Here is a 15,845-nt window from a genome sequence, read left to right as displayed (position 1 = left end):
GCGACAAGTGCGGCCCATGGCCGATGAAAATCCCAATCTGACCCAGCGCATCTCTGCGCAGCTTGATACACCGGTTGATTCTGCAGTCAGGGAGTTTGCACAGGAACTCGCCGAGCAGGCCGAGGCAAGCGCCGTACTGTTTTATGGGTCAAACCTGCGTACGGGCTCGCTCGACGGTGTGCTCGATTTCTATGTCCTGCTGCCGGACGCGGAGCGGGAAGGGCTCTTGCCGAATATCTGGCCCAAGGTCAGTTATCATGAGCGCGAATTTGCGGGCACAACTTTGCGTGCCAAAGCAGCGACAATGGCGCTGTCGACCTTTGCCAAGGCAGCAGCGGGCGATCTGATCGATACCACGATCTGGGCGCGCTTTGTTCAACCTTCAGCGTTGGTGTGGCAGTGCGATGAAGCCGTGCGGGAACAAGTGGTGGATGCAGTGCGATCGGCGGCTATTGTTTCAGCTCGCCTTGCTGCGGTTCTGGGCCCTGCAAGCGGCGCCGCAGAAGATTTTTGGCGAGCCCTGTTTCAGGCGACCTACAAAGCCGAATTCAGAGTTGAAAAGGCCGGGCGGGAAAATGACATCCTCAACGTCAATGCGGCGCATTTTGCCGGGCTTTTGCCACTGGCGCTTGATGCGGGAGGCGTCGCCTACACACAGCGTGCAGACCGGATCACACCTTCGCTGCCAGCCACCGAACGAACCCGGGTGAAAAGCTGGTGGTCGCGCCGCCAAAAACTGGGAAAGCCGCTCAACCTGGTTCGGCTGGTCAAGGCGAGCACGACTTTCGATGGTGCGGCGCGTTATGCCGCGTGGAAGATCGAACGGCACACCGGCATGGCGGTTTCGGTCACCCCGTTCCGGGAGCGCCATCCATTATTGTCCGCACCGGGAGTGCTGTGGGCGCTAAGAAAGCACCGTAAACGGGCTGGAAATAGCGCTAGCTAAAGTACTTCATCGTAATTGAAATCGAGCTGACCCCGCTGCTGACATTGAAACGAGTCTTGTCCACGCCCGGTCGGCCCAGGTTGAAAATATTGATTGATGGGTTGTTCGACATTGCGCCGCCATCCTCGCTGATGTCGGTTTCATTGTTGTTGTTGGCGTCATGGCGCACGGCAATGGCATAGGTGCCGCTCTTGGGCACAGGCATACAGAGCGTCATACGTCCGCGCCTTGCGGGGATTTCGATACGATTGAGCCAGCGCCCTTTTTCAAGCCAGTCTGCGCTGGTCCCGTTATAGACCTGCGCGCGGACTTTGCCGGTGGAGCTTTTCACACCCTCAATGGTGACCCGCACTGCCGGGCCGGCACCGGGCGCGCAGGCGCGCATGTCATTGGTGATCGTGTTGCGATAGTCGCTGATCCCGGATGCAGGCGCCGCTGATGTAACAGTCGGCACAAGTCCGCCAACTGCCAACATCGCGGCCACTCCAGTGCCGCAAACGATACTCTTGATCCTCGAATTCGAAGCCATTGTGTTCTGCCTGTCAGTATAGGTGGAGCGACGCGCAAGGCCCTTTGTCCCATGAAGTTTCGCCGCAAGATTTCTTCCCGAATGCCCACAGCGTTCTTAATTGTCGCTGAACTGCGCGGCATTGATCTGGAAATGCAAGTGTGCCGCTTGCAAGTGCGCCGGGGAAAAGACCTTGTGCCGTGCTTGCTGCGCGATTCGCCGAAAGGGTAAGGCAAGCTGCAGAGGAATAGCGCAGCCCATCACCATGCCACCACCCCTGATCTCTCCCAGCATCCTTTCGGCCGACTTCGCCCGGCTTGGCGAAGAGGTGCGCGCGGTTGATGCGGCGGGTGCGGACTGGATCCATATTGACGTCATGGACGGCCACTTCGTGCCAAATATCACGATTGGCCCCGATGTGGTGAAGGCACTTCGCCCGCATTCTTCAAAACCCTTTGACGTCCATCTAATGATCGCCCCCGTTGATCCGTATCTGGAAGCTTTTGCCGACGCCGGTGCGGATATCATCACTGTCCATCCAGAGGCGGGGCCGCATATCCACCGCACGCTTCAGGCGATCCGCGCACTGGGGAAGAAGGCTGGAGTGGTCATCAATCCTGGCACACCCGTAGAAACACTCGATAACATCATGGACATGGTCGATCTGATTCTGGTCATGAGCGTCAATCCCGGTTTCGGGGGGCAAAGCTTTATCCCGTCGCAGCTCGAAAAAATCACCCGTATCCGCGCGATGATCGATGCTGAAGGGCGCGAGATACATCTCGAGGTTGACGGCGGTGTCAATCCCGAAATCGCCAGATTGTGCGTCGCAGCGGGCGCAGATGTGCTGGTTGCAGGATCGGCGACGTTTAAAGGCGGGGCTGGCCAATATGCCGCCAATATTGCCGCGCTGAAAGGGGCCAGCTGATGGAAACCTTGTTCGACGACCGCAGCTTTGAAGCCAAAGGGACCGACGCCAAAGACGCTTTCGAGCAGAATGACGGCGCAGCTGATCGCCCGGCACTTGCGCTTGGGCCGGGCAGGGAATCGCAGAGCCAGGACCACCCGAGCGCGGATGCCCGACCTGCATTCCCGGCTGAACCCATAGACAATTCGCGCGCTTTGGCGCTGAGCGATGTGATCGCTCCGCGCCAACGCCCTGGCGAAGCGTTGATCCGGCTGGCGTACCGTATAGGCGTGCCCGGTCATACGCTGGTTGCGCCGTTTCGCCGCCCTGCCGCGATGCGGGTTCTGGCGACGGTTGAAAGCCCGACTACCGGCAGCCGCGCGGCCGGAATTGCGCTGCGCGCGGGACATTTCCTCGTTCACGGCGTCAAACAGCCCATCGGTCAGCTCGATTTCGACAGCTCTGCGCGGCTTTCGCCGGGCATCGAGCGCGCCGTTCACAGCTTTTCGTGGCTCGCTGACCTCGCTGCAAGCGCGCCGCGTGAGGATTGCACGGCGATTGCCGAGCGGATCACCGGCCGCTGGCTCGACGCCAATCCATCGCCGCCCAAGGGCGGTGCCAAGGGTGCTGCGTGGGATGTCGAAAACGCCGGAATGCGGCTGCTTGCATGGCTCGTGCATGCGCCGCTGGTGCTGACCGGCCAGACGCCCGATCTGAAGCCGCGCTTGCTTGACGCAATTGAAGAAACCGCAAGCTGGCTGGACCGCAAGGCGCTGCGCAGCGGCGCGGGACTGGGGCAGGTTGCGGGCTGGGCTGCGGTAACTGCGGCTGGGTTGCTACTCCCCGATGGCAAGCCTCGGCGGCTCTATGGGGAGGCGGGGCTCGTTCGCGCGCTGGGCGATCTGGTGGCGGAGGATGGTGGGGCGCTGTCGCGCTGTCCGTCGGCGCAGATGGATGCAATTCAAGTGCTGACCGATCTGATTGCCTGTTACGAGGCGGTGAGTTGCGCGGTGCCTGATGCCATCCTTGTCATGCGCGAATTGCTGGTGCCGCCGCTGCTGGCGCTGCGCCACGGGGACGGGGCGCTGGGCAATTGGCAGGGGCAAGGCGCGATTCCAGCCGACCGCGTTTCGGCGCTGATCGCGGCCAGCGGTGTACGCACACGTCCGCTGAACGATCCTCAACATTGGGGGTATCAGCGAATTCGCGGCGGGCAGACCACGGTTCAATTTGATGCCGGTCCGCCGCCGCGTGCGCGGCACACGCGCTGTGGTTGCGCATCGACGCTGGCGTTTGAAATGTCCGATGGTCCATCGCGCGTGATTGTCAATTGCGGCGGCGCGGCGCTGGCAGGCGGGCAGGTGCCAGCGCGCATCGGGCAAGCATTGCGCGCCACTGCAGCGCATTCGACGCTGGTGCTTGATGATGCCAACAGCACCGCCGTGCTGCTTCACGGCAAATTGGGCCGGGGTGCCGAGCTGGTCGAGGTGGAGCGGCGCATCATCCATCAGAATGGCCGTGAGGCCACCCGGATAGAAGCCAGCCACGATGGTTATTCCGCGCGCTTTGGCCTGACCCACAGCCGGATTCTGACCTTGCGCAGCGATGGCAGCGAGCTTTCAGGCGATGATATCTTGTTGCCCGTCAAACGCAGCGGCAAACGCGGCATGGTCGGCTTTGCGATAAGGTTCCATCTTGGGCGCGGGGTCGAGGCACATCTTTCGCAGGACGGCCGAGGCGCCAGTTTGCTGACGCCCGATGGCAGATTGTGGCAATTCCGCCTTCGCGGCCAGAGCGGTGAAGAAGGGGCCGTCGGCGGGGCTGCTGGTGCCGATGTCAAACTGACCTGCGAGGACAGTCTTTGGGTCGATGGCGAAGGCCGGCCCCATGCGGCGGAGCAATTGGTGATAGAGGGGCTGACATCGCGCGGCGGCGGGCAATTCTCCTGGCTCCTCAAGAAAATGGGATAGGTTTCCAAGATGGCATCGACGATTATCAAACGGGCGCTGCTTTCGGTGTCCGACAAGACCGGTTTGGCGCAGCTGGGCGCGGTTCTGGCCGCGCGCGGGGTGGAACTGGTCAGCACCGGAGGCTCAGCCAAGGCTCTGCGCGAGGCTGGGCTGGAGGTGCGCGATGTGTCCGATCTCACCGGCTTTCCCGAGATGATGGACGGGCGGGTGAAAACCCTCCACCCCAAAATCCACGGCGGCTTGTTGGCGCTGCGCGACAATGACAAACACCTTGCCGCCATGGCAGAGCACGAGATTGGTGCGATCGATCTGGTAGTTGTCAATCTCTATCCGTTTGAAGCGACCGTCGCCAAGGGCGCTGAGCGCGCTGAGATCATTGAAAATATCGACATTGGCGGGCCGAGCATGGTGCGCTCTGCCGCCAAGAATCATGGGTTTGTGACAATCCTCACCGACCCGGCGGACTACGCGGCGTTCGAACAGGAACTGGCGGACAATCACGGCGCCACTTCCGAAGCGTTCCGGATTCGCATGGCGGGCAAAGCCTATGCCCGGACTGCAGCCTATGATGCTGCGATCGCCAATTGGTTCGCGTTTGGCGATGCCTTTACCCATCCACTGGGCACAGAAGCGTTGCAGGCGACGCCTTTTGCAGAGACCTTGCCGCTCACATTCAAGCGCGCAGACCTCTTGCGTTACGGCGAAAACCCGCATCAATCGGCGGCAATCTATGTCCCGCAGGTCGCCGTCGCACGCGGCGTGGCGCAGGCCAAACAAATGCAGGGCAAGGCGCTCAGTTACAACAATCTGAACGATGCCGATGCCGCATTGGAGCTCGCCGCCGAGTTTGCAGGTCAGGCACCGGCGGTCGTGATCGTGAAACACGCCAACCCTTGCGGTGTGGCACAGGGGGTGTCGCTGCTTCAAGCGTGGACCAACGCGCTTCAATGCGACAGCGTTTCGGCCTTTGGCGGGATTGTGGCGGTCAACACCGAACTCGACGGCGAAACCGCAGCAGCGATTGCCGGAATTTTCACCGAAGTGGTGATTGCGCCAAAGGTCACCGCCGAAGCGCGCGAAATCTTTGCCGCAAAGAAAAATCTGCGGTTGCTTGAATGCGGCGACCTGCCCGACCCTCGCCGGGGTGGGTTGTTCATGAAAAGCATCGCGGGCGGCCTGCTGATCCAGAGCCGGGACAATGGCGCAGTTGGCCAGGCTGATCTGAAGGTGGTCACAAAGCGCGAACCGACGGCGCAAGAGCTCAAGGATTGCCTGTTCGCCTGGACCGTTGCGCGGCACGTCAAATCCAACGCGATTGTCTATGCCAAGGACGGCGCGACCGCCGGAATTGGCGCGGGCCAGATGAACCGTCGCGATTCCGCGCGCATCGCTGCGATCAAGGCGCGAGAGGCGGCGGACAGCTATGGCTGGGGCGCACCCCTGACTATGGGCAGCGCGGTTGCATCCGATGCATTCTTCCCGTTTGCCGATGGCCTGATCGCCGCCGCAGAAGCGGGCGCGACAGCGGTGATCCAGCCTGGCGGTTCAATCCGCGACGACGAAGTGATCGCGGCGGCCGACGCAGCAGGCCTCGCCATGGTGTTCACCGGGATGCGCCATTTCAGGCATTGATCCAGGCAAGAGCGGATCAGGGCGACCGCAGGCGCGGGTGGACGACTGCGCATCTTTTTCTCGGCGGGCGGCGTAACTATTTCGTCCAGCAACGCGAATGAACGCATGAACCGGCCATTCATTCTGGCGCAAGCGGCCTGCCCCTAACCGGGCCGCGCACCAGAATACAAAGGCCTGAGAGACCCGCCATGACCCTTTTCGCACCCGACCTCTATCGCAATTTCGGCATTGGATTCCTAGTCGGCGCGGCAATCGCCGGGGCGGTGACTGTCGACCATTGGGGCAGCCGGATCGAATCGCCCGCGCGCGCCGCAGCGCCGCTCGAAGCGCCCGCTCCGGCGGATGAGTTTCTAATTGCACCTCTGGAGAATTCCGCATGAACCGCGCCTCATCCCATTTCGGCCCAATCCGCTTTGGCGTGCTGACAGCGGCGGCCCTGGCCGGGTTTGCCATGGTGATGCAGCCCGCGCCGCTGCTGGCGCTTGAAGAGCCGGTCAATGCCCCCGTCCCACAACGCATCGCCAAAGAAGGCGCGGGACTTAAGACGGCAATCTTTGCAGGCGGCTGTTTCTGGGGCGTCGAAGGCGTGTTCAGCCACGTTAACGGCGTGAAATCAGCGGTTGCAGGTTATCACGGTGGCACCGCAGCGACTGCAAGTTACAGCCGCATCACATCGGGCGGCACCAATCACGCAGAATCGGTGCGGATCACCTATGATCCCTATGTCGTGCGCTATGATGAGTTGCTGCGCATATTCTTTTCGGTCGTAGCAGATCCAACCCTGCGGAACCGCCAGGGCCCCGATGTGGGCGCGCATTATCGCAGCGCCTTGATCCCGACGAGTGCGGAACAGCGCGCTGTCGCGCAGGCCTATCTGGCCCAGATGGGCGAATCGGGCGTATGGAGCGGGCCGATCGTCACTCGGATAGAGGCGCAGCGGACATTTTACCCGGCGGAGGCCTATCATCAGGACTTCATGGCAAAGAACCCGCGCCACGGATATATTCTGCGCTGGGACAAGCCCAAGGTCGATGCGCTGCGTGCGATGTTTCCCAGCGATTACAGCGCGCGTTTCCTGCGCGACGGATGATCCAACGCACGTCTGGCGCAATTGCGCAGGCCGCCCTATATTGCCAGCATGGCAAGCCAGCATAACCATCATGCCCATGAAGAACATTCAGGCGAAGACCTGATTCTCGCCGCGCGCGGAGCTTTGACCGCAGCAGGCGAGCAATGGACCAGCATGCGCGAAGCGGTGTTTACCGAGCTTGCCCGGCATGATCGCCCGGTTTCGGCCTATGACATTGCCGACAATTTGTCCGCAGCGCGCGGCAAACGGGTTGCGCCCAACAGCATTTATCGGATTCTTGATCTGTTCGTGGGCAAGAATCTTGCGATGCGGGTGGAAAGCGCAAACGCCTTTCTCGCCAACAGCCATCCTGGCTGCGAGCATGATTGCATCTTTCTGGTCTGCGACGAATGCGGTGAGGCCAAGCATGTCGATGACGAAGACGTCAGCCGCAGCGTGCGCGCGCTGGCCAAGGCCCGGAATTTCAAGGCCGAACGCCCGGTGCTGGAGATTCGCGGCCTGTGCCAGATGTGCGCCTGACGCGGACGGTCTTTAGTCACAATTCGCCGCCGATCCGCCGACAAAACGCCCCGTATCTGCGATAAAGCGTTTATCGACAGGCGAGTTTCAAGCGTGTAGGACTTGAGGCATGAATGCATCGCCCAAAACTCCTTTGCTCGATCAAGTGCCTACGCCTGATGAGCTCCGCCGGTTGAAGCCTGAGCAATTGCGGCAATTGTCCGACGAATTGCGCGAAGAAATGATCGACGCCGTCAGCGTTTCCGGCGGCCATCTGGGTTCGGGACTTGGCGTGGTCGAATTGACGGTTGCGCTCCATTATGTGTTCAACACGCCGGACGACAAGCTGGTCTGGGATGTTGGGCATCAATGTTACCCGCACAAAATCCTGACCGGGCGGCGTGACCGGATTCGCACCTTGCGGCAGGGCGGCGGGCTGTCCGGCTTTACCAAGCGCAGCGAAAGCGAATACGATCCTTTCGGCGCGGCGCATTCTTCGACCTCGATTTCGGCGGCGCTCGGCTTTGCTGTTGCCAATAAGCTGAACGACAGGCCGGGGCGCGGGATCGCAGTGATCGGCGACGGCGCAATGAGCGCGGGCATGGCCTATGAGGCGATGAACAATGCGGCGCAGGCGGGCAACCGGCTGATTGTGATCCTGAACGACAACGACATGTCGATCGCTCCGCCGGTCGGCGGGCTATCCGCCTATCTAGCGCGGATGGTGTCCTCCAGCGAATATCTCGGCCTGCGCAGTCTTGCCAGCCGCGCGGTCAAGAAAATGAGCCGCCGGATGCACGAAGGCATTCGCAAGGCAGAAGAATACACGCGCGGGATGGTGACCGGCGGCACCCTGTTTGAGGAGCTGGGTTTTTATTACGTCGGCCCGATTGACGGCCACAATCTCGACCATCTGATCCCGGTGCTGGAAAATGTCCGTGACACTTCCGAAGGTCCGGTGCTGATCCATGTCGTGACGACCAAGGGCAAGGGTTACAGATTTGCCGAGGAAAGCGCCGACAAATATCACGGCGTCCCCAAATTCAACGTCATTACCGGCGAGAAAAAGAAAGGCGCTGCTGGCCCACCAGCCTATCAGGATGTGTTCGGCGACACGCTTGCCAAACTGGCTGAAACCGACAGCCGCATCTGCGCGATCACCGCCGCGATGCCATCGGGCACCGGGGTGGACCGCTTTGCCAAGGCCCACCCTGAACGCAGCTTTGACGTCGGTATTGCCGAACAGCACGGCGTGACCTTTGCAGCCGGACTTGCCGCGCAGGGGATGCGGCCGTTTGCGGCGATCTATTCGACCTTCCTTCAGCGCGCCTATGATCAGGTGGTGCACGATGTAGCGATCCAGAACCTGCCGGTGCGCTTTGCGATTGACCGCGCGGGTCTGGTGGGCGCGGATGGCTGCACCCATGCGGGCAGTTTCGATATCACCTATCTGGCGACGCTGCCCAATATGGTGGTGATGGCCGCCGCCGACGAAGCTGAACTGGCGCATATGACCTACACCGCGGCCGAATATGACGAAGGCCCGATTGCCTTTCGTTATCCGCGCGGGAGCGGAACGGGAGTGCCAATCCCCGACCGCCTCGAAAAGCTGGAGATCGGCAAGGGCCGCGTGGTGCGCGAAGGCACCAAGGTTGCCATCCTGTCGCTTGGTGCGCGGCTAGAAGAGGCCAAGAAGGCCGCGGACACGCTGGAGGCGAAAGGGCTTTCGACCACGGTTGCCGACCTGCGCTTTGCCAAGCCGCTGGATCATGACCTGATCGCGCGGCTGATGCGCACGCATGAGGTGGTGGTGACGGTCGAGGAAGGTGCAATTGGCGGGCTGGGCGCGCATGTGCTGACCTATGCCACCGATGAGGGGCTGACCGACGCTGATGGCGGCAACGGTAACCTCAAGCTGCGCACTTTGCGGCTGCCGGATTCGTTTCTGGATCACGAAGACCCGTATAAACAATATGAGGAAGCGGGCCTGAACGCGCCGCAGATCGTGGATTGCGTGCTGAAAGCGCTGAAATACAATTCGTCGAGCGTAGAAGAGGCGCGGGCCTAGACAGGGTTTTCTCACCGGCGAGCGGCTCTAGCTTCCACACCCGACCAGATGTTCAAGAGGGGGGCTGCCTTGACTATACCCGAAATCACTATCGCCCAGCCAGAAGATCGGGCGCGGCTTATTCAGACCGCTGTGCTGGCGTTTGTTACCGACCCCATAGCGCGCTGGATCAGCGCGGGCGCAGCGTCTTTTCTGGAGGCAACCCGCGACTTCTTTGACGCTTTTGGAGGCGCAGCATTTGATCGCGGCACCGCTTGGACCGCCAATGACGGGCAAGCGGTCGCGCTGTGGCTGCCGCCTGGCACCGCTCCGGATGGAGAGCGCATGGTCGGGGTTCTCCAGGAGTTTACATCCGAGGCCCTGTTCGAAGAAATGATGGTCGTGATTGGTCAGATGGAGCGTTTTCACCCGCATGAAGAGCACTGGTATCTGCCGATCATTGGCTGCGACCCCATGTATCTGGGCGAAGGTCTGGGCGGGATGCTGATGAAAACAGCGTTGGAACGAATCGATGCGGAGGGGCTGCCAGCCTATCTGGAAAGCTCCAATTCCCGCAATGTCAGCCTGTATGAACGTCACGGATTTGAAGTGATCGGCGAAATCCAGCACGGCAGTTCACCGGTGATGCTGCCCATGTACCGCGCCGCACGGCGTTAAGCGGCGAGCCCTTTCGGGGGCCCAGCGATCAACGCGGGCGAGTGATGTTCAGCGCCGAGACTTTTGGTTCGTCCGCTGTATCGCCAGGCTCCCCGAACTCACCGGTGCCTTCGACCTCTTCAAGGATCGCTGGCGGCTCTGCTGGCTCCTCGCCTTTCAGCAATGCGATATCGCGCTCGCGGCGATAGAGATAGCTGTCGCGGCGCGCAGCATAGGGATCAACCGTCTCTCCGATCCGCGCCAATTCCTCATCCACCTCAAGCCGCGCATCCAGCGAATTGATCACGAAATAGGGTGCCGCATATTCGATCCGGTTGAACGGTGCGCCCACCGCCACCGGCAGCACCGCCTGATCAAGCGTGCTTCCGATCAGGTCGCGCACACTGGTCGCGCCGGTCAGCGGCAAATAGAGATAGGCGCCTGATCCTACGCCATAAAACCCCATGGTGTTGGCAAATCCGTTGCGCCGATAGGGCAGGCCAATCCCCGGTTTTGCGGCGATGTCGACCAATCCGCCCACACCCAGCGTGGAGTTGATCGCCAGTCGGCCCAAAGTCTCCGCCGCTTTGCCGAATTTGCCCTGCAACAGGAAATTGAGGATATTCGCAGGCTCACCCAGATTGCGCACGACATTGCCGAGGCCGTCGCGCACCGGATCGGGCAGGCCATCACGATACGCATAGGCGATCGGCTCTACAAAAGCCTGGTCGAGGTCTTGGGTGATGCGATAGCTGGTCTCGTTGAACTCCCCGACCGGGTCGCCTTCGGTTGGGCCATATTCGCCCTCAACGATGATCTCGTTCTGCGCGGGTGGCTGTGGCGCGTCTTCTTCCGGGCCAGTGCCTTCCGGGGGATCTTGCGATTGCTGGGCGCTGAGCGACCAAACCAACGGCAGAACGACCAGATCCGCTTCCGCAACCGGCGCAGCGGCGACCGCGACAACAGCTGGCGATGACACGCCGAGCGCCGCCGATCCAGCGGGCACGGCCGGGCTCAGCAATAGGGGCGATGTCAGCACAAGCAGTGACGCAAGTGGCATTCAGTTTCTCCTGCCCGGTGAGCCATACCCCATCAGTATTGCGCTATGCTGAATCTGCCCGGAACGAGCATCTTGTTATCATCATCAGGGAAGACGACACATAAGAGGTTTTTCGTGCCTGAATTGCGGCAGGCCGCTGCCCGCAGCGGGTTTAGAACCAGCGCCACAGCCCAGCAGGTATTCCCCCAAGCGGAAGGTGCAACCAGCTAAAAAAGATGAAGAAAATCAGACCCAGCGCCCATGGCAACGCTCCGGCCCCCAGCAAACCGGCAAACCGCGGCCAATAGCTGGTCCGGCTTTCCCAGACCGCCCAAGCCTCACCCATCAACGCTTCTTTCTTGCGGTCCTGCAGCTTTGCCCCGACCAGCGCGAGCACCCCAATTGCCAGAGCGGTGATCATGGTCCGCATGCTCCAGAACAGCACGATGTGCGACAGCGCCCACAGGGCAAAGCCCCACATCATCGGGTGCCGGGTAACTTTGAACACACCCTTCGGCACTGCGCGGGCCTGTTCCTGTGCCATCGGAGTAGGAAGTGCGGGATTGCCCATCACCGATCCAGCAAGCAGCACCATCGCTGGCAAGGTCAGGATCGTTGCGATCAGCCAACCAATTTCGCCTGTCCCCGTCAAATCAGCGGGCGGCGCGTCCTTGAAAGCGAAATAGACCCAAGCGAGCGTCGCTGCACTGACCAGCGCATAGACGATCTGAAACCCCCGATCGCCCAGCACCTCAACCATTGGAGCGCGCAAAGGGTGTGACATGATGAAATGCGTGCCGACAAAGGCTGTGTTTGCAGCGATGAGCGAGACGATAGCACTGTCCATGGGGACTGCCATATCATCAAGCGTGCGCAAGACCTAGCGCGATAGTCCAGTTGGAATGATCGTCGCTTGAGCGACCGCCACGTGAACAGGTGCGCTGCCAGCGCTTTCGGCCCATACGTCGCCGCGCACGATCACTTGCCGCTTTCCTGGTTTTACGACTTCGCCCCTTGCTCGCAATCTCTCGCCCTTTGCCGGGCGGAGGAAATTGATCGTGTAGCCGCCGGTCACGACATCGCCCGCAACAGATGCGCCTGCCCAAGCGCAGGCATTATCAGCCATTAGCCCGACAATCGCACCATGAGCGAATCCGTGATGCTGGGTCATGTCTGAACGCAGCACGAGCAGCAGTTCGCTCTTACCCTCCCAGACAAGGATCGGCTCGACGTCGAGCCAGTTCGAAAAGCCCGATTGCTTAACAGCAACGCGCTTCATGTATTCAATCGAAGCGGCAGGGCTATCAAAGCGAGTCACAGGCATGTTGTTGATCCCATAAAGTCTGTTTAACAGACTTTATGCCTATTGCTTCCTTCTTGCGCAAGTCTGATAAACAGACCCATGAAGGATCATCCGTGAAAAACTATCAAGTATCGCATTCCCCGTGTCCCATTGGTCGCGCCGCGCGCATTCTGGGTGATCGCTGGACGATGCTGATTCTGCGCGAGGCATTGTTGGGAGCAACGCGGTTCGAGGAGTTCAGGGAGCGACTGGACATCAACCGCGACGCGCTCTCGTCGCGGCTAGGCATATTGCAGAAAGCTGGACTGATGACGCGCGAGCCACCTTCGGGCAAGCGCGCCCTTTACATCCTCACCGAGGCTGCGCTCGCTTTGGTTCCCACTTACAACGAACTGGCGGAATGGGGCAGGCAACACCTGTTTGCGGAGGGCGAGGCTCCGGCCCGCTGGCCAGAGTCCAGCCGAGCCTTTAACCCAGCCTCCGCCAACGACACCTGAAAGCTACCAATCATAGGCCTTGGGCAGGTCGCTTTCATCGAGATCACGGTACCTGTCGCGCAGCCGGCTTTGATGGTTCTCAAGCGATTGTGCGACACCGCCAATATAGACGCGCGTCGGGATCGATCCCACCTCCAGTGGGTCGCCGTTCCAGATCACGACATCGCCAAACGACCCAGCGGCAAGGATTCCGGCCTCGCCTTCAAACCCGCTAATCGCCGCCGGCACAGAGCTGATCGCGGCAAAGGCCTGACCCCAGCTCAACCCGGCAGCGCCCGGAATGCGGCCCAGGGCAACCAGATTGCCCGCAGCCTGCGAAACGTTGCGCGGGTTTTCGCCGGAGTTTGCGCTGATCGCGACCTGGACCCCGGCGCGCGTCATGCGGCCGATATTGCTCTGGGTGGCGGCGAGCACTTCAAAGCTTTCGGGCAGATCATCCAGCGCGTCAGCAATAACCGGCACGCCCGCTGCGGCGATCGCGTCTGCCACCAGCCACCCCTCGCCCGCACCGACCAGCACCAGATTGAGCCGGGGGAAATCGTCGCGCAACGCCAGCACCGCGCGGATATCGGAGGCGCGGTCCACTGCTACAAAAAGTTTCTGCGCACCGGTCACCACTGGGACCAGCGCTTCTGCATCAAAACGGCCCAGCAGCACTTCATCGTCAATCGAAATTTCCGTGGTCTGCGGAGTTCCGCGAGCGCCGGTGAGCGCCTGTGCCTCGCGCAGGGCGGCGCGGAACAGGACATGCGCCGACGCCCGGCTCCCGCCTGATAGCCGCGCACCGCTTTCGCCCAGTGCCACCATCTGGAACGCACGTTCGCCCGTCACCGGATCGCTGTCTCCATCCAGATCGATAATCGCGCCTTGCCCGGCAAAGATCGAACCCGAAGGCATGGTGGTGGTTGCCGCGCGCGTGATCCCGGCGGCGCGGTGGACCAGAATATGTTGAGAATTGGGATTGACGATTGGCGCCGTGTCGAGAGCAGCGCTGAAGGGCGCCGAGCCGGGGCTTTGGTCGTTGGATTCGCTGACCGCGCCAACATCCGAAAGGCCCAGCGTTGTGACCGCCGCGAACAGGCCGGGCGTGACCCACCCGCCTTGCGCATCGACCGCCTGATCGGTTTCAAACGAACGTCCATCGCTCGTCCCGGCGTAAACAACCTTGCCATCCTCTACCACAACCACGCCGTCATCGATGGGGTCGCTGCCGTCGCCAAGGACAAGTTTTGCGTTGAAAATGACGACATCCTGCGCCGTTACCGGAGCGGAACCAAGCACAATGGCCGACGCCGCGAGTGTAAGAAGCCGCTTCATTTCACGTCTCCTTCGCCGGGCTGTCCGAGTTCGAAATCGCTTACCGGTCTGCGGCTGCGATCCATCGCATCATACATCAGCGCGCCGTCGATCCATACCCGTTCCGGCCGCGAATAGACGCTGAGCGGGTCGCCGTTCCATAACACCACATCGGCCATTTTGCCGGGTTCAAGGCTGCCGGTCATTTCGTCAATTCCCATGGCCTTGGCCGCGTTCAGCGTGATCCAGCTGATGACGGCGGCATCGGGCAAGTCGATCCCGAGCCGCAGTCCGGCTGCCTGCGCCTTGGCGGCTTCCTGATTGAGCCGCTGGATGCCGTTTTCGCTGTCGGAATGGATCACCACACAGGCCCCGGCCTGCTGCAGGTAGGCAGCATTTTCGAGAATGCCGTCATAGGCTTCCATCTTGAAACCATACCAATCGGCCCAGACCGCACTGCACACGCCATTTTCGCGAAGCAGGTCGCCGATCTTGTATGCCTCAACTGCGTGGTGGAAGGCGGTGACGCGGTATCCCATCTCCTTGGCCATATCCATCACCAGAGCCATTTCATCGGCGCGGTAGCAGTGATTATGGACCAGAATGTCGCCTTCAAGCACACCGACCAGCGTTTCCTTACCCAGATCACGGTCGGCGTCCTCGTTGTTGGCATAGTCGATTGCATCAAGCCAGGTCTGACGGTTGACCGCAAAATTGCCCATGCGGGTCGAAGGCATGCGCCCGCGATTGCCGTAAACGCGCTTGGGGTTCTCACCGCAAGCCATCTTGAACCCATAGGGCGCGCCGGGGAACTTCATTCCCTGAACTGTGCGCGAGGGCACGTTTTTGAGCGTGACGCTGCGCCCGCCCATCAGGTTCGCCGAGCCAGGCAGGATCTGCAGCGAAGTGATCCCGCCATTGGCCAGCGCACGGCTGAAACCGGGGTCCTGCGGCCAAACCGAATGTTCTGCCCAGACCTCGGGAGTGGTCGGGCTGGTCGCTTCGTTCCCGTCGCTATGCGCGTCCACGGAGGGCGTGGGGTAATCCCCGAGGTGTGAGTGGATGTCGATGATGCCGGGGGTTACGAATTTGCCGCTGGCGTCGACCACGTCATAGCCATCGGTTGGCAGATCGCTGCCGCCCACGGCCACGACCTTGCCAGCGCGCAGCAGCACCGTTCCGCCCTCAATCATCCCGCCTGCGCCGTCATAAACTGTTCCGCCGACCAGCGCAGTCGGGCGTCCGGGATAGGGCCGGTAGGTCGAAGGAAAGGGTCCCTCGTCCGGGGTCATGGCGGCATAGCGGGGGGCGTCGTCGCTGGCCTTGTCAGTCGTAGCGCTTCCTGATCCGCCAGCTGTGCCCGTTGTGGCGCAAGCGGCCAAAGCCAATGCGCTGGATAGCGCAACCAATGCCTGGGTTTTCATCGTCTTTCCCTTGAACATGCAATTGCTATGC

At 61.2% G+C, this 15,845-nt stretch carries 16 protein-coding genes; 10 read left to right on the top strand and 6 right to left on the bottom strand.

What is annotated here, in order from left to right; translation table 11 throughout:
* Positions 1–16: 16 nt before the first annotated feature.
* Complete coding sequence (locus ACM64M_RS00600) at positions 17–946, top strand: hypothetical protein (protein WP_416226702.1); 930 nt, start codon at positions 17–19, stop codon at positions 944–946.
* Here ACM64M_RS00600 and ACM64M_RS00595 read toward each other — a convergent pair.
* Positions 939–1,475, bottom strand: coding sequence for a DUF2141 domain-containing protein (locus ACM64M_RS00595; protein WP_416226701.1), 537 nt, complete (start codon positions 1,473–1,475; stop codon positions 939–941). The two genes, ACM64M_RS00600 and ACM64M_RS00595, sit on opposite strands and share 8 nt — an antisense overlap.
* A gap of 244 nt (positions 1,476–1,719) precedes the next feature.
* Between ACM64M_RS00595 and rpe the strand changes: the two genes are divergently transcribed.
* The 8 genes from rpe (at position 1,720) to ACM64M_RS00555 (ending at position 10,276) form a co-directional block, all read left to right on the top strand.
* Positions 1,720–2,382, top strand: a complete 663-nt coding sequence (gene rpe / locus ACM64M_RS00590; RefSeq protein WP_416226700.1) for a ribulose-phosphate 3-epimerase — start codon at positions 1,720–1,722, stop codon at positions 2,380–2,382.
* Positions 2,382–4,331, top strand: a complete 1,950-nt coding sequence (locus ACM64M_RS00585) for a heparinase II/III domain-containing protein (RefSeq protein ID WP_416226699.1) — start codon at positions 2,382–2,384, stop codon at positions 4,329–4,331. Before rpe ends, ACM64M_RS00585 begins: the two co-directional genes overlap by 1 nt.
* 9 nt (positions 4,332–4,340) lie before the next feature.
* Positions 4,341–5,963 (top strand): bifunctional phosphoribosylaminoimidazolecarboxamide formyltransferase/IMP cyclohydrolase, encoded by a 1,623-nt coding sequence (purH, locus tag ACM64M_RS00580; protein ID WP_416226698.1) that lies wholly within the window; start codon positions 4,341–4,343, stop codon positions 5,961–5,963.
* A gap of 188 nt (positions 5,964–6,151) precedes the next feature.
* Positions 6,152–6,343 (top strand): hypothetical protein, encoded by a 192-nt coding sequence (locus ACM64M_RS00575; RefSeq protein ID WP_416226697.1) that lies wholly within the window; start codon positions 6,152–6,154, stop codon positions 6,341–6,343.
* Positions 6,340–7,053 (top strand): peptide-methionine (S)-S-oxide reductase MsrA, encoded by a 714-nt coding sequence (gene msrA, locus ACM64M_RS00570; protein WP_416226696.1) that lies wholly within the window; start codon positions 6,340–6,342, stop codon positions 7,051–7,053. Before ACM64M_RS00575 ends, msrA begins: the two co-directional genes overlap by 4 nt.
* Before the next feature lie 48 nt (positions 7,054–7,101).
* Positions 7,102–7,572, top strand: a complete 471-nt coding sequence (locus ACM64M_RS00565) for a Fur family transcriptional regulator (protein WP_416226695.1) — start codon at positions 7,102–7,104, stop codon at positions 7,570–7,572.
* A 109-nt stretch (positions 7,573–7,681) separates the two neighbouring features.
* Entirely contained in the window at positions 7,682–9,619 is a 1,938-nt protein-coding gene (gene dxs / locus ACM64M_RS00560; RefSeq protein ID WP_416226694.1) for a 1-deoxy-D-xylulose-5-phosphate synthase, read from the top strand.
* 69 nt (positions 9,620–9,688) lie between these two features.
* Positions 9,689–10,276, top strand: a complete 588-nt coding sequence (locus tag ACM64M_RS00555; RefSeq protein WP_416226693.1) for a GNAT family N-acetyltransferase — start codon at positions 9,689–9,691, stop codon at positions 10,274–10,276.
* A 28-nt stretch (positions 10,277–10,304) separates the two neighbouring features.
* Here ACM64M_RS00555 and ACM64M_RS00550 read toward each other — a convergent pair whose 3' ends face one another.
* The 3 genes from ACM64M_RS00550 to ACM64M_RS00540 all read right to left on the bottom strand — a co-directional run bounded on the left by ACM64M_RS00550 (position 10,305) and on the right by ACM64M_RS00540 (position 12,573).
* Positions 10,305–11,315: a VacJ family lipoprotein gene (locus ACM64M_RS00550; RefSeq protein ID WP_416226692.1), complete on the bottom strand. Its 1,011-nt coding sequence runs from the start codon at positions 11,313–11,315 to the stop codon at positions 10,305–10,307.
* Positions 11,316–11,466: 151 nt separating this feature from the next.
* Positions 11,467–12,153: an NnrU family protein gene (locus ACM64M_RS00545; RefSeq protein WP_416226691.1), complete on the bottom strand. Its 687-nt coding sequence runs from the start codon at positions 12,151–12,153 to the stop codon at positions 11,467–11,469.
* Between the two features lie 21 nt (positions 12,154–12,174).
* A complete protein-coding gene (locus ACM64M_RS00540; RefSeq protein WP_416226690.1) occupies positions 12,175–12,573 on the bottom strand; it encodes a PaaI family thioesterase in 399 nt (132 codons plus the stop codon).
* A 137-nt stretch (positions 12,574–12,710) separates the two neighbouring features.
* On the opposite strand from ACM64M_RS00540, the gene ACM64M_RS00535 reads away from it, so the two are divergent.
* Entirely contained in the window at positions 12,711–13,094 is a 384-nt protein-coding gene (locus ACM64M_RS00535; protein ID WP_416226689.1) for a winged helix-turn-helix transcriptional regulator, read from the top strand.
* A 3-nt stretch (positions 13,095–13,097) separates the two neighbouring features.
* Here the strand turns inward: ACM64M_RS00535 and ACM64M_RS00530 are convergent, their stop codons facing one another.
* Together ACM64M_RS00530 and ACM64M_RS00525 are read right to left on the bottom strand one after the other, a co-directional pair.
* Positions 13,098–14,411, bottom strand: coding sequence for an amidohydrolase (locus tag ACM64M_RS00530; RefSeq protein WP_416226688.1), 1,314 nt, complete (start codon positions 14,409–14,411; stop codon positions 13,098–13,100).
* On the bottom strand, positions 14,408–15,814 hold the full coding sequence (locus tag ACM64M_RS00525; RefSeq protein ID WP_416226687.1) for an amidohydrolase: 1,407 nt from the start codon (positions 15,812–15,814) through the stop codon (positions 14,408–14,410). Before ACM64M_RS00525 ends, ACM64M_RS00530 begins: the two co-directional genes overlap by 4 nt.
* Between the last annotated feature and the right edge of the window lie 31 nt (positions 15,815–15,845).

This window comes from Qipengyuania sp. ASV99 (genome assembly GCF_047872805.1).
Lineage (GTDB): Bacteria > Pseudomonadota > Alphaproteobacteria > Sphingomonadales > Sphingomonadaceae > Erythrobacter.
The sequence above is the reverse complement of the archived record's forward strand: the minus strand, read 5'-3'. Positions and strand labels throughout refer to the sequence as shown.

Excerpts from the sequence above, each read along its gene's own strand:
- ACM64M_RS00600 (WP_416226702.1), top strand. The coding sequence starts at position 17 with ATGGCCGATGAAAATCCCAATCTGACCCAGCGCATCTCTGCGCAGCTT.
- ACM64M_RS00595 (WP_416226701.1), bottom strand. The coding sequence starts at position 1,475 with ATGGCTTCGAATTCGAGGATCAAGAGTATCGTTTGCGGCACTGGAGTG.
- rpe (WP_416226700.1), top strand. The coding sequence starts at position 1,720 with ATGCCACCACCCCTGATCTCTCCCAGCATCCTTTCGGCCGACTTCGCC.
- ACM64M_RS00585 (WP_416226699.1), top strand. The coding sequence starts at position 2,382 with ATGGAAACCTTGTTCGACGACCGCAGCTTTGAAGCCAAAGGGACCGAC.
- purH (WP_416226698.1), top strand. The coding sequence starts at position 4,341 with ATGGCATCGACGATTATCAAACGGGCGCTGCTTTCGGTGTCCGACAAG.
- ACM64M_RS00575 (WP_416226697.1), top strand. The coding sequence starts at position 6,152 with ATGACCCTTTTCGCACCCGACCTCTATCGCAATTTCGGCATTGGATTC.
- msrA (WP_416226696.1), top strand. The coding sequence starts at position 6,340 with ATGAACCGCGCCTCATCCCATTTCGGCCCAATCCGCTTTGGCGTGCTG.
- ACM64M_RS00565 (WP_416226695.1), top strand. The coding sequence starts at position 7,102 with ATGGCAAGCCAGCATAACCATCATGCCCATGAAGAACATTCAGGCGAA.
- dxs (WP_416226694.1), top strand. The coding sequence starts at position 7,682 with ATGAATGCATCGCCCAAAACTCCTTTGCTCGATCAAGTGCCTACGCCT.
- ACM64M_RS00550 (WP_416226692.1), bottom strand. The coding sequence starts at position 11,315 with ATGCCACTTGCGTCACTGCTTGTGCTGACATCGCCCCTATTGCTGAGC.
- ACM64M_RS00545 (WP_416226691.1), bottom strand. The coding sequence starts at position 12,153 with ATGGCAGTCCCCATGGACAGTGCTATCGTCTCGCTCATCGCTGCAAAC.
- ACM64M_RS00540 (WP_416226690.1), bottom strand. The coding sequence starts at position 12,573 with ATGAAGCGCGTTGCTGTTAAGCAATCGGGCTTTTCGAACTGGCTCGAC.
- ACM64M_RS00530 (WP_416226688.1), bottom strand. The coding sequence starts at position 14,411 with ATGAAGCGGCTTCTTACACTCGCGGCGTCGGCCATTGTGCTTGGTTCC.
- ACM64M_RS00525 (WP_416226687.1), bottom strand. The coding sequence starts at position 15,814 with ATGAAAACCCAGGCATTGGTTGCGCTATCCAGCGCATTGGCTTTGGCC.